Genomic DNA, 13,521 nt, shown 5'->3' on the forward strand with positions numbered 1-13,521 from the left:
GTATAAGAGACCGGTTCGCGTGCGGCGGCCGGTCCGGTGGCACCGCCGAGGATCCGGTGCAAGTCGTGAACAACGGGGAGCTGTGATGGGCGACCTGCTGCGAGGCCTGTTCAAGGGAGCGATCGAACCCAAGGACAACGATTCGCGATTCCTGCTCGACGTGCACTCGCGCGATCTGCCCGGTGAGAAGACCATGCGCCGCTACGCCGACGACGACGAGGTCGACCTGGTGGTAGTCGGCGCCGGCGCCGGCGGCTCGGTGCTGGCGCAGCGGCTGGCGCGCGAGGGCTGGCGGGTCGTGATCTTGGAGGCCGGCCCGTTCTGGCACCCGGACGAGGATTGGGTGTCCGACGAGGCCGGGTCCCATGCGCTGTACTGGACGCAGAAACGCATCCTCGGCGGCGACGACCCAATCGAGCTGGGCAAGAACAACTCCGGGCGTGGGGTGGGCGGCTCCATGGTGCATTACGCCGGGTACACCCCGCGGTTTCACCCGAGCGACTTCGAGACCTACACCCGCGACGGGGTCGGGGCGGACTGGCCCATCCGCTATGCGGACATTCGCCGCCACTACGAGCAGGTGGAGCTCGAGCTGCCGGTGGCCGGCCAGAACTGGCCCTGGGGCGATCCGCACCGCTATCCCTTTGCGCCGCACCCTATTTCGGGTGCGGCCGCCAAGATTTGGAGGGGAGCGCTCAAGCTGGGCATCGAGATGCGGGTGGGGCCCGTCGGCATCGTCAACGGCACGTTCGGCAACCGGCCGCACTGCATCTACCGCGGCTACTGCCTGCAGGGCTGCAAGGTCAACGCGAAGGCCAGCCCGTACGTCACGCACCTCCCCGACGCACTGGCCCACGCCGTGGAGATCCGCGCAAACTGCATGGCCTCGCGCGTCGAGCTCGACGATAGCGGCGCGGCCCGCGGCGTGGTGTACTACGACGAGATTGGCGGCAAAGAGCGGCTGCAACGCGCCAAAGTCGTTGCCATTGCCGGCTATTCGATCGAGACTCCTCGCCTGCTGTTGAATTCGGCCAGCGATCGCTTCCCGAACGGCTTGGGGAACAACGAGGATCAGGTCGGACGTTATGTGATGGTGCAGGGCGCCACCCAGTCCGCGGGCCGGTGGTCCGAGGAGGTCCGCATGTACAAGGCGCCTCCCCCGGAGGTGACCTCCGAACAGTTCTACGAGACCGACCTCTCTCGCGGATTCGCCCGCGGCTTCGCCATCCAGACCGTGTCGCCGATGCCGATCGGATGGGCCGAACACGTGCTTGCCGACGGGCACTGGGGTCGAGCCCTGCGGGAGTACATGCGCGACTACAACCACTGGGCGACCGTCGGTGTGCTCAACGAGTTGTTGCCGCTACCGGATAATCGCGTGACGCTGGCCGACGAGAAAGATCCGTACGGCATTCCGGTGGCTCGGTTCGACTACACGCTGTGCGACAACGACAAGGCCAACATGGCCTACTCCACCAAGGTGATCGGCGACATCCTGCACGCCGCCGACGCCCAGGACGTGCTCACCATCGAGCGCTTCGCCCACTTGATCGGCGGCGCCCGCATGGGCACCAGGCCTGATAACTCGGTCGTCGACTCCGATCAACGCGTGTGGGGGGTACCGAACCTGTTCCTCGCCGACGGCTCGGTGTGCCCGACCCAGGGGTCGGCGAACCCCGCGCTGACCATCATGGCGCTGGCCTCGCGGCTCGCCGAACGCCTGGCCGGCGGGAAGGTCGATACCACCGCGGGACGGAGGTCGGAGGCGGGAGCCCGTGGCTGACCGAACGATCGACATCGAAACGACCTTCGCGCCAAGGGTGCTGCGTGAGTACGCGCTGCTCGCCGACGGCGAGCGCGGAGCGCTGATCGGGCCGCAGGGCGACATGGCGTGGATGTGCGCGCCGCACTGGGACTCCGACGCCGTCTTCTCCAATCTCATTGGCGGCGGCGGGGTTTACGCGATCACGCCGACCGACATCCGGCACGTGTGGGGCGGGTACTACGAGCCGGGCACCCTGATCTGGCGCAGCCGCTGGACCACCCGCGACAGCACCGTGGAATGTCGTGAGGCACTGGGTTTTCCCGGCGAGCCCGACCGGGTGGTGCTGCTGCGGCGCCTCATGGTGTGCCGCGGCACGGCGCGCGTGCGGGTGCTGCTGGCACCGAGCGCGGGATTCGGCCGGCACGGTCTCGGCCGGCCGAACTCCGACGGCGGAGTCTGGAGCGGCCGGTCGGGCCGGTTGCGCTGGCGCTGGCTGGCCGGCTGTGACGTGCGCACCATCAAAGCCGCGCACGACAAAAGCGAGCTGCTCACCTGTGAGATCACCCTCGAGGAAGGGCGGCAACACGACCTGGTGCTGGAGCTGTCCGAACGCGCACTGCCCGACCAGCCGCCCGACCCCGACCTGGCCTGGGACGCCACCGAGGCCGCATGGCACCGCAGCGTGCCCCGGCTGAACTGCACCATCGCTCCCCGCGACGGACGCCACTCCTACGCGGTGCTGCGTGGGCTGACCAGCAGCGGCGGCGGGATGGTGGCCGCGGCCACGATGAGCCTGCCCGAACGCGCCCACACGAATCAGAACTATGACTACCGGTACGCCTGGATCCGGGACCAGGTGTACGCGGGGATGGCCGCCGCGGCCGTCGGCACGACCGAATTGCTGGACGCGGCGGTCCAATTCGTCGGCGCCCGCCTGCTCGACGATGGCCCCAATCTCAAACCCGCCTACACCGTCACCGGTGGCGCGGTACCCAGCGAAGAAGCGCTCGACCTTCCTGGCTATCCCGGCGCCACCGACAGGGTCGGCAACTGGGTCAACCAACAGTTTCAGCTCGATGTCTTCGGCGAGGCGCTGCAGCTGCTGGCCAAGGCGGGCGCCGCCGACCGGCTCGACGCCGAGGGTTGGCGCGCCGCCCAGACGGCCATCAGGACCATCGAAAAACGTTGGCGCGAACCCGATGCCGGGGTGTGGGAGATCGACGACGAGCACTGGACGCAGTCCCGCCTGGCCTGCGTGGCCGGTTTGCGCGCCATCGCGAAACTGGCCGGCGCCGGTCCCGAGGTGGCGGCCTGCGCTTCGCTGGCCGACGCGATCCTGGCCGACACCGCGTCGAGCGGCCTGCATCCACACGGCTACTGGCAGCGCAGCCCACGGCTGACAGGGGTCGACGCCTCACTGCTGTTGCCGCCCGTGCGCGGCGCACTGCCGGCCGAGGACCCCCGCACCCGGGCCACCCTGGATGCCATCCGCCGGGAACTCACCGACGACGGGTTCGTCTACCGTTTCCGCCACGACGAGCGCGACCTCGGCGACGCCGAGGGTGCCTTCCTGCTCTGCGGTTTCATGATGGCGCTGGCCGAAGATCAACTGGGCCATGGCGATTGCGCGATGCGCTGGTTCGAGCGCAACCGCGCCGCATGCGGCCCCCCGGGGCTGTTCTGCGAGGAATACGACGTAAGGCAGCGCCAACTGCGCGGCAACCTGCCGCAAGCGTTCGCGCACGCGCTGATGCTGGAATGCACCGCAACCCTCGCCGACGACGAAGCCCACCATGAGTGATTACTGGACCGAGCGAAAGGCAATTCTGCGATGACACAGACAGTGGTGATCACCGGAGCCAGCGCGGGCATCGGCCGCGCCACCGCGAGGGAGTTCGGACAGCGTGGCGCCAACGTCGTCCTGCTCGCCCGCGGCGCCGCGGGCCTTGACGGCGCCGCACATGACGTCGAAGCCCGCGGCGGCAAGGCGCTGGCCATCCCGACCGATGTGGCCGACCACTCGGCCGTCGTCGCCGCCGCAGACGAGGCCGAAGCCGCCTTCGGTCCCATCGACGTCTGGGTCAACGTCGCGTTCACCTCGGTGTTCGCGCCGTTCAGCCAGATCGGCGCCGAGGAGTTCAGACGCGTCACCGAGGTGTCCTACCTCGGCTACGTGCACGGCACCATGGCGGCGCTGGCCAAGATGCGACCCCGCAACCGCGGCACCATCGTGCAGGTCGGTTCGGCGCTCAGCCAGCGTTCGATCCCGCTGCAGTCGGCGTACTGCGGCGCCAAACACGCCGTCAATGGCTTCACCGAATCGGTGCGCTGCGAGCTGTTCCACGAGAACTCCAAGGTGCGGATCACCGTCGTCCAGATGCCGGCGGTCAACACCCCGCAATTCTCCTGGGTGCTGTCCCGGCTCCCCCGCCATCCCCAGCCGGTGCCGCCGATCTACCAGCCCGAGGTGGCCGCCCGTGGCGTCCTGCATGCCGCCGATCACCCAGGGCGAAAACAATATTGGGTCGGCGATTCCACCATGGTGACGCTGCTGGGGCAGAAGTTCGTCGCGCCGCTGCTGGACCGCTACCTCGGCCGCACCGGATACGACTCCCAGCAGACCAAACAACCTGTCAGCCGCGAGCGGCCTAACAACCTCTGGCAGCCGCTGGATCACGACCCGGGCACCGATCACGGCGCCCGCGGGCAGTTCGACGACAAGTCGCATACCCACAGCCCGCAACTGTGGGCGTCCCAGCACCCGGTCGTCAGCGGCGCCGGCGCGCTGAGCGCCGCCGGGGTGGGCGCCTGGCTCGCGGCCCGGGCGGGGCGACGGTGGTGTCGATGACGCCCGATGCGCGGATCGAGGAGGTCACCGCGCAGGTCTACGAAATCCCCACCGACGCACCGGAAGCCGACGGCACCCTGTCCTGGTCGTCAACCACCCTGGTGCTGGCCGAGGTTGCGGCCGGCGGCCGACGCGGGATCGGCTATACCTACGCCGACGGGGCGTGCGCCAAGCTGATCGGCGGCAAGCTCGCCGGTGCGCTGACCGGACACAGCGCCGTGGACATCCCCGCACGGTGGGGGTCGATGGTCAAGGCGATGCGCAACAACGGACGGCCCGGGCTGGCCTCGTGCGCGATATCGGCGGTCGACGCCGCCTTGTGGGATCTCAAGGGCAAGCTGATGGAGTTACCGGTATGCCGATTGATCGGCATGGCTCACCGCGAAGTGCCTATCTACGGCAGCGGCGGTTTCACCACCTACGACGAGTCCGCCACCCGCGCCCAACTCGAGCGCTGGGTCGACGAATGGAAGATCCCGCGCGTCAAAATCAAGATCGGTGAGTCATGGGGCTCCGACGTTAGCCGGGATCTGGATCGGATTGCGCTGGCGCGCAGGGTGATCGGCCCCGATGCGGAACTGTACGTGGACGCCAACGGAGGATACCGCCGCAAACAGGCGATCCGGGTGGGCCACGCCATGGCCGAACACGGTGTCACCTGGTTCGAAGAACCCGTGTCCTCCGACGACCTGGCCGGGCTGCGCGAAGTGCGCGACCAGGTCAGCCCGGACGTCACCGCCGGTGAGTACGGCTACGACCTGGCCTACTTCAACCGGATGCTCGCCGCCGATGCGGTCGACTGCCTGCAGATCGACGTCACGCGCTGCGGCGGCATCACTGACTGGGTGCGCGCCGCGGGCGTGGCGGCCTCCTACAACGTGGACGTTTCCGGGCACTGCGCACCCAACCTGCACGCCCACGTCGCCACCACGGTCCCGAACCTGCGACACCTCGAGTACTTCCACGACCACCACCGCATAGAACAGACGCTTTTCGACGGCGCGCTGTCGCCAGAGGGTGGCGCATTGCGACCCGATCAACATCGCCCGGGGCTTGGCCTGGCGTTCAGATACCAAGACGCCGAGGGCTACCGAAAGGCCTGACGGCCGAGCAGCGTCCATTCCCGTTTATGGAAAGGAGTGGACGCGCGAAAAAAGGGGAATCGCTACGCCAAGGTTTTCACAACGGGGATTGGGGAAACGCGCGATGACGATGAACTCCCATGACCAAACTGTTGCGTGTCGCGAGGCGCCGGTGTCTGATGTCGTCGAGGAAGGCGACTTGAGTGCGGTCGACTTGGTGCTGGGGCTCGGTGAGCCGCAGCGCGTCGGCAGGTTCTGGTTCTATCTCGACGGCCATCGCTGGGAGTGGTCGGATGCGGTGGCGCGCATGCACGGTTACAAGCCGGGACAGGTGCAGCCCACCACGGAACTGCTGCTGCGCCACAAGCATCCCGAAGACCGGGAGCGGGCGGCCGCCGTGCTAGACCGAGTGACGAAGGGAAGGCCGTTCAGCAGCCGGCACCGCATCATCGACACCGCCGGCCGCACCCGCTGCGTCGTCGTCGCCGGCGATCGGATGCTCGACGCCAGCGGTGCGCTGGCCGGCACGTCCGGCTTCTACGTCGACGTCACCGACTCGCTGCACTCCGACATCAGCAACGTCCTATCGGCCGTGGCCGAGGCCCGCGCGCGGATCGAGCAGGCCAAGGGCGTGCTGATGACCGTCTACGGCATCTCGGCCGAGCGCGCGTTCGACATCCTGGTGTGGCGTTCCCAGGAAACGAACCTCAAGTTGCGCGACGTCGCCAGCCGCTTCCTGGATGCCGTGGCCTGCAAGGCGTCCTCAGAAACCCAGAGCCAGGTGGACCAGGCACTGCTGACCCTCGGCTAGCGCCGACAGTAGGGTCGGCCCGGTGGCGCACCTACTTGGAGCTGAGGCCGTACACCTCGAATATCCGACTCAGGTGGTCTTCGACTCGATCACGCTCGGGGTCAACGACGGCGCGCGCATCGGCATCGTGGGGCGAAACGGTGACGGCAAATCCAGCCTGCTGGGGCTGCTGACCGGCCAGCAACGGCCCGATTCCGGCCGGGTCACCCAGCGCAGCGGGTTGCGGGTCGGCGCGCTCAGCCAGGCCGACACCCTGGAGCCGGACCGTAGCGTGGGTTACACCCTCGTCGGTGAGACGGCCGAACACCAGTGGGCCGGCGATCCGCGGGTCCGCGATGTGGTCGCCGGGCTGGTCTCCGACATCGACTGGGAGGCAACGGTTTCCACGCTGTCCGGCGGCCAGCGCCGCCGGGTGCAGCTGGCCAGGTTGCTGGTGGGCGAGTGGGACGTCATCGCACTCGACGAGCCCACCAACCATCTGGACATCGAGGGCATCACCTGGCTGGCCGGCCATCTGCGCCAACGCTGGGCGCGCAACACCGGCGGACTGCTGCTGGTGACCCACGACCGCTGGTTCCTCGACGAAGTCGCCACCACCACGTGGGAGGTGCACGACGGAATCGTCGAACCATTCGACGGCGGATACGCGGCCTACGTCCTGCAACGCGTCGAGCGGGACCGGATGGCCGCCGTCGCCGAGGCCAAGCGGCAAAACCTGATGCGCAAGGAGCTGGCGTGGCTGCGCCGCGGGGCGCCGGCGCGCACCTCCAAGCCCAAGTTCCGGATCGAGGCGGCCAACCAGCTGATCGCCGACGTGCCGCCGCTGCGCAACACCGTCGAGCTGGCCAAGCTCGCCACCGCCCGGCTGGGCAAGGACGTGGTCGATCTGCTCGACGTGTCGGTCTCGTTCGGGGGCCGCCCGGTGCTGCGCGACATCGAGTGGCGGATCGCCCCCGGCGAGCGCACCGGCATAGTCGGGGCCAACGGCGCCGGCAAGTCGACGCTGCTGGGCTTGATCGACGGCACCATCACGCCGGACATCGGCCGCGTCAAACGCGGCAAGACCGTGCGGCTGGCGGTGCTCGACCAGCAGGGCGATGCCCTGGCCGGGGTCGGCGGCGACCGGATCGCCGATGTGCTGGGCAGGCTGCAGGGCGGCTACCAGGTCGACGGCCGCGAGGCCACCCCGGCGCAGCTGCTGGAGCGCCTCGGCTTCGCCCGCGGCCATCTGTCCGCCCGCGTCGGGGATCTCTCCGGTGGGGAGCGGCGGCGGCTGCAGCTGATGCTGACGCTGTTGGCCGAGCCCAACGTGTTGCTGCTCGATGAGCCGACCAACGACGTCGACACCGACACCCTGGCAGCGATGGAGGATCTGCTGGACTCGTGGGCGGGCACCCTGATCGTCGTCTCGCACGACCGCTACCTGCTGGAGCGCGTCACCGATCAGCAGTACGCGGTGCTCGACGGCCGGTTGCGCCATCTGCCCGGCGGTGTCGATGAGTATCTGCGACTGGCCGGCCAGCGGACCAGCGAGGCGAATGCTGGATCGTCGCGGCCCACGGGGCCCGCCGACCCAACGCCGCAAGCGATGTCCGGCGCACAACGCCGCGCCGCGGAAAAAGAGGTGGCCTCCCTCGATCGCCAGCTTGCGCGGTTGGCCGAGCGGATCGAGGACAAGCACACGGAACTCGCCGGGCACGACCAGTCCGACCACGTCGGCATCACCCGGCTCACCCAGGACTTGCGCGCGCTTGAAGACGAGGTCGCCGACACGGAGAGGCGCTGGCTGGAGCTCTCCGAGCAGCTGGAGTGAAGCGCCTGCGGCGATCGCAAGCGCGGCGATGCGGTGGTATTGAGCCGCAACGGGTCTCGCGAGCGATCAGGAACTCAGTGCCAGCGCAGCAACACCAGTTCGGAGCCGAAGCCCGGACCCACTGCAAGCATGAGCCCGGGGCTGCCGCTGGGCGGCGGCTTGGCGATCGTGTCGCGCAGGATGTGCAGCACTGACGCCGACGAGAGGTTGGCGACTTCCCCGAGCGAGCGCCAGGTCAATTCCTGCGCCTCCGAGGGCAGTTCGAGACTCTTGGCGATCGTATTGATCACCTTGGGGCCGCCCGGGTGGGTCACCCAGGCGCCGATGTGGTCCTTGGTCAGGCCATGTGCGGCCAGGAAACTGTTCACGTCGTCGGCCAGGTAACGGTCGATGACGTCAGGCAGTTCCGGAGACATCGCCAGTTGTATGCCGTCCGAGCCGATGCTCCAGCCCATGATGTGCAGCGATTCCGGGTATAGACGGCTGCGCGAATCCACGATGTCGGGCCCGGCGGAATTCAGCTGCGCGGCGCGACGGTCGCCGACTGCGACGACGGCCGCGGCGCCGTCACCGAACATAGCCGTCCCGACCAGTCCGGACACGGTCGGCCTCACCGTCGGGAAGGTGAGCGAACATAGCTCGACCGACAGGACGACGGCCACGCCGTCGGGCGCACCCCGCAGGTAATCATGCAGCCGTCCGACGCCCGCCGCGCCGGCCGCGCAGCCCAGCCCGAACAACGGAGCGCGGCGCACGTCCGGACGGAGGCCGAGCCGCCCGACGATCCGGGCATCGAGCGACGGGACCGCGATGCCGGTGACCGTCGTGGTGGCGATCATGTCGATGTCTTGCGGTCGCAGCCCGGCCTCGTCGAGAGCACCCAGCAGTGCGTCGCAGCCCAGCTCCACGGCTTTGTCGATGAAGATCTCGTTCGTCGCGCCGAAGTCGGTCAACTCGCCGTATCGCTCGAGGGGCAGCACGAAGTGGCGGCCGTTGACCCGGGCGGCCGCGTGCAGGCGCCGGACGACGCCCTCATGTTCCTTCAATGCGGGGAGCTCGACGAGCGCGTCGGTGATTTCGCGTTGGCTATACCGATGTGGCGGCAACGCGCCGAATACGCCCGCGATGACGCTCATGTGCTACCTCTTGATTGCCGAGCAAAAAAGGTCCCCTTAATGGGGGGAATTTTATGCGGTTCTGTTGGGTGGTGCAAAAATTCCGCGTATTCAACACGTGTCTTATTAAACTGACCTTGCGTCGCCGTAATCATATCCGCCAGCGCAGAATTCGTCATTCGGCGTCATCCTCGTCAGCCGAGCTGAGCGCCATCGCGATTAACGCCTCCGGGCTCAACGAGTCGATGTCGTCGGCACTGACATTTGCATCGGAGACGAGTGTTTCCGGCGCGCCGGCGAGCAATAGAAGTTTTTCGAGCAATCCGGTTCTTCGAAGCTCGCGCACCGGAATCTTGCGCAGCGCCGACCAAATTTTTTCCTCCTCCGATTCGCCCGACTCGTCATGCGAAAGCTGCCGGCGAAGATGGTCGGCCAGCGCGGCCGGCGTCGGGTAATCGAAGATCAGCGTTCGCGACAACGCCAGGCCGGTATGACTGGTGAGGCGGTTGCGCAACTCGACCCCGATCATCGAATCAAAGCCGAGGTCGCCGAAAGCGCGGTCGTGGTCGATGGCATGGCCGCCCGGGTGGCCCGACACGGCCGCCGCATGCTCGCAGACCAGCTCCACCAGCACCCGGTGCTGGTCGTCGGGCGCCAGTCCGTGCAGCCGGTGCGCCAGGTCCGGCGTTCCGGTGGCCGTGGCGGGCGGAGTCCCCGCCGTGCCGGCCCCCAGCCAAAAACTCTGCCGCGCAAAGCCATACGTCGGCAACTCGACCCGTCGCACGTCAAGCCCGGCGAATAGGCCCGCCCAGTTAAGGTTGAGCCCGCGGGTGAACAACTGGCCGACGGCGCCGAGCAGTGATTCCGTCTCGGGCCGATCCTTGGCCATAGTGGGCACGGATATGGCCCGTTCGCCGCTCACGGATTGGTCGACCGCCGCGGTCAGCGAGGTGCCCGGACCCAGTTCCACGAAGAGTTCCGCGCCGGCCGCCTCGGCGGCGCGCACGCCTTCGAAGAAGCGCACTGGCTGACCGACGTGCTCCGCCCAGTACTGGGGCGACCCGTACCCGGCGCCGGCCAGCCGCCCGGTCACGTTCGACACCAGCCCGATCCGCGGCGCCCCCACCTCGATGCCGGCCACCGCCGCGGAGAAATCCGCCACCATGGGCTGCATCAGCGGCGAATGAAACGCGTGCGACACCGCCAGCCGATGCACGCGCCGCCCCTCCCGGGCCAGCCGGTCCGCCAGCGCTTCCACCGGCGTCTGCCCGCCCGAAAGCACCACCGCATTGGGACCGTTGACCGCCGCGATACTCACCTCGTCGTTCAACAACCCAGCCACCTCGGCCTCACCGGCGCCGACCGCCACCATCACCCCGCCGGCCGGCAATCCCGCCATCAACCGCCCTCGCGCCGCCACCATGCGCGCCGCGTCCGCGAGCGAGAGCACGCCGGCCACACATGCCGCCGCGATCTCCCCCACCGAGTGGCCCATCACCACATCCGGCACCACACCCAACGACTGCCACAACGCCGCCAGCGCGATCCCGAGCACGAACAACGCCGGCTGCGCAAACTCGGTGCTACGCAACAGCTCCGGGTCCGTGCCCCACATCACCTCACGTAGCGGCAGCCGCAGATGAGCGTCCACCGCGGCGGCCGCCTCGTCGAAGGCCCGGGCGAACACGTCGAACCGGCCATAGAGTTGCCGTCCCATCCCCAACCACTGCGACCCCTGGCCCGGGAACACAAAGACCGTCTTGCCCAATGGCATCGCCCGGCCGACAGCCACATCCGGCAATGACTCACCCGCCTCGAGAGCCGCCAGACCCTTTGCCAGCGCCGGCCGATCGCCGCCCATCACCACCGCGCGGTGCTCGAACACCGTCCTGGTGCTGATCAATGACCAGGCCACGTCGAGGGGGTTCACATCAGGCCGGTCGGCCACATGGGCGGACAACCGTTGCACCTGGTTGGCCAGCGCCTGCTCGGAGCGGGCCGACAGCACCCACGGCAACACCTCGTCTGCGCCCACGGGCGTTTCGGGTCGCCTCGTTTCCCGGTGGACGTTGGCCTGCTCGACGATGAGGTGCGCATTGGTGCCGCCCATCCCGAACGAGGACACCCCGGCCCGCCGCGGATGTTCTACCGGCGGCCATGGCGTCAGGGCGGTGTTGACCTGCAGCCCAAGGCTATTGAGGTCAGCCTCAGGGTCGGCGTAATTGAGGCTGGGCGGGATGGCGCCATGTTCGATCGCCAGTACGGCCTTGAGCAGGCCCGCGATGCCCGCCGCGCCTCCGGCGTGACCGGTGTTGGTCTTCACCGATCCCACCCGCAGCGGATCATGGGCGCGCTCGGCGAAAACCTCCCCCAGCGCCTGAGCCTCGGTCGCGTCGCCGACCTTCGTCCCCGTGCCATGGGCTTCGACGTAATCGATGTCGCTGCCCCGCAGGCCGGCATCGGCGAGCGCGCGCCGGATCACGTCGACTTCGCTGCGCGCCGATGGCACGGTCTGGGCGGTCGCGCTGCGCCCGGCGTTAACGACGGCGCTGCCGCGAATGACCGCGCGGATGCGGTCACCGTCTTCCAGCGCCAACGGCAAGGGCTTCAGGAGGACCAGTCCGCCGCCTTCACCGCGCACGTAACCGTCGGCGCGCCGATCGAACGCATAGGTATGGCCCGACACCGATACCGCCCCGAATTCCCGTTCCAGCATCGTGATTTCGTCGGCCAGGTTGAGGTGGACCCCGCCCGCGACCGCCAGCGCTGACTGACCGGAGGCCACGCTTTCGCAGCCGAGGTGCACCGCCACCAGAGAAGACGACTGGCCGGTGTCGACGGTCATGCTGGGTCCCTGCAACCCGAAGGCATACGAGATGCGGTTGGCGATCATCGCTCGGCTGATCCCGGTGAAGGTGTGGTGGTCCAGGTTGTCGGCGAGATCGCGCAGCGTCAGCGCGGCGTAGTCATCGGTCATCGCCCCGAGGTAGACCGAAACCTGCTCTCCCCGAAGCGTTTCTGGCACCAGGAAGGCATCTTCGAACAACTCCCAGGTCAGTTCGAGGGCGAGGCGTTGCCGGGGATCCATCGCGCACGCCTCACGCGGTGACAGATTGAAGAAGTCGGCGTCGAATTCGCCGGCGTTCCCGGTGAACTCAGTGGCCTCCCGCCCCTCGCGGATCAGGCGCCAGAACGCGCCAGGTCCGGCCGCGGCGGGAAACCTGCATGCGAGCCCGATGATCGCTACGTCTGGCGATGGCAAGGTCAGGGGCCGACTTCGTCGTCGAGAAACGCGAAAAGCTGGCTCTCGGTGGCGGTGGAGATGTCGTCGTCGAACGCGTCCTCGGGGGGCAGCAGGAGCGGCGCGGGCGACGGGCCCGTCACGCTGCCCAACAGGCCTTCAAGGCGGGTGATGAGCTGCGCCCTGTCGCCGGGACTCAGATCGGGCGCCTTGAGCAGTGCTTGCAACTCCCGGGCGATGTCGTTGAAGCGGGTCATGCGATCGGGCGGCGTGACAGGCGCCCCTCCGGGGGCGCTGGGGGCCAGCTGGGCCTCGAGGTGTTCGGCAAGGGCGCCCGGCGTGGGCTGGTCGAAGATCAGCGTGGGCGAAAGGGTAAGTCCGGTGGCGATTTTCAGGCGGTTGCGCAGTTCGACGGCGGTCAGCGAGTCGAAGCCGAGGTCACCGAACGCATCGTCGGCGTTGACGTCCGCGGTGCTGTGGCCCAGTACTGCGGCCGCGTTGCTGCAGACCAATTCGACCAATTCGCTGTGCCGCTGGTCGGGGGTCATCCCCTCCAGGCGCGCCCGCAGGCCCGTCAGGGACACCATGTCGGTGTGCTCCAGGACCCGCCGTGCCGGCCGGGTCGCCAACTGGCTCAGCAGCGGCGGCAGCGTGTCGCTGTGGTGCGCCAGCGCTCCCCTGTCCAGTCGCGTAGCCACCACCATGGGCTGCTCGGTCAGCAAGGCAGCGTCCAGCAGGTCCAGCGCCTGCCGGGTGGACAACGCGCTCAGGCCGGCCCGGCTCATCCTGGCCTTGTCGCGCTCACCGAGGTGTTGGGTCATCGTGGAGGTCTCGTCCCACATCCCC

Annotated in this window: 9 protein-coding genes; 6 read left to right on the forward strand and 3 right to left on the reverse strand. The window is 68.4% G+C overall.

The window, feature by feature from the left end; genetic code table 11:
- Positions 1-85: 85 nt before the first annotated feature.
- From A5652_RS22905 to A5652_RS22930, 6 genes are all read left to right on the forward strand, one after another.
- A complete protein-coding gene (locus tag A5652_RS22905) occupies positions 86-1,783 on the forward strand; it encodes a GMC family oxidoreductase (RefSeq protein ID WP_067357253.1) in 1,698 nt (565 codons plus the stop codon).
- Complete coding sequence (locus A5652_RS22910) at positions 1,776-3,566, forward strand: glycoside hydrolase family 15 protein (protein ID WP_067357256.1); 1,791 nt, start codon at positions 1,776-1,778, stop codon at positions 3,564-3,566. Before A5652_RS22905 ends, A5652_RS22910 begins: the two co-directional genes overlap by 8 nt.
- 30 nt (positions 3,567-3,596) lie before the next feature.
- On the forward strand, positions 3,597-4,613 hold the full coding sequence (locus A5652_RS22915) for an SDR family oxidoreductase (protein ID WP_067357260.1): 1,017 nt from the start codon (positions 3,597-3,599) through the stop codon (positions 4,611-4,613).
- Positions 4,610-5,716 (forward strand): enolase C-terminal domain-like protein, encoded by a 1,107-nt coding sequence (locus A5652_RS22920; RefSeq protein WP_067357280.1) that lies wholly within the window; start codon positions 4,610-4,612, stop codon positions 5,714-5,716. Before A5652_RS22915 ends, A5652_RS22920 begins: the two co-directional genes overlap by 4 nt.
- 103 nt (positions 5,717-5,819) lie before the next feature.
- Positions 5,820-6,506 carry a PAS and ANTAR domain-containing protein gene (locus A5652_RS22925; protein WP_067357264.1) on the forward strand — a complete coding sequence of 229 codons (687 nt, stop codon included), beginning with the start codon at positions 5,820-5,822 and terminating at the stop codon, positions 6,504-6,506.
- 22 nt (positions 6,507-6,528) lie between these two features.
- The gene (locus A5652_RS22930) at positions 6,529-8,319 is read left to right on the forward strand and encodes an ABC-F family ATP-binding cassette domain-containing protein (protein ID WP_067357267.1); all 1,791 of its coding nucleotides are present in this window, start codon (positions 6,529-6,531) and stop codon (positions 8,317-8,319) included.
- A 74-nt stretch (positions 8,320-8,393) separates the two neighbouring features.
- Here the strand turns inward: A5652_RS22930 and A5652_RS22935 are convergent, their stop codons facing one another.
- The 3 genes from A5652_RS22935 to A5652_RS22945 form a co-directional block, all read right to left on the reverse strand.
- The gene (locus A5652_RS22935) at positions 8,394-9,455 is read right to left on the reverse strand and encodes a type III polyketide synthase (protein ID WP_067357270.1); all 1,062 of its coding nucleotides are present in this window, start codon (positions 9,453-9,455) and stop codon (positions 8,394-8,396) included.
- Between the two features lie 154 nt (positions 9,456-9,609).
- Complete coding sequence (locus A5652_RS22940) at positions 9,610-12,696, reverse strand: type I polyketide synthase (RefSeq protein ID WP_067357273.1); 3,087 nt, start codon at positions 12,694-12,696, stop codon at positions 9,610-9,612.
- Positions 12,697-12,698: 2 nt separating this feature from the next.
- Positions 12,699-13,521, reverse strand: an 823-nt coding sequence (locus tag A5652_RS22945; protein ID WP_232001350.1) for a phosphopantetheine-binding protein, incomplete at its 5' end; no start/stop codon positions are given.

Origin of the sequence: Mycobacterium sp. 1165178.9 (genome assembly GCF_001673555.1) — a bacterium.
Taxonomy (GTDB): Bacteria; Actinomycetota; Actinomycetes; order Mycobacteriales; family Mycobacteriaceae; genus Mycobacterium.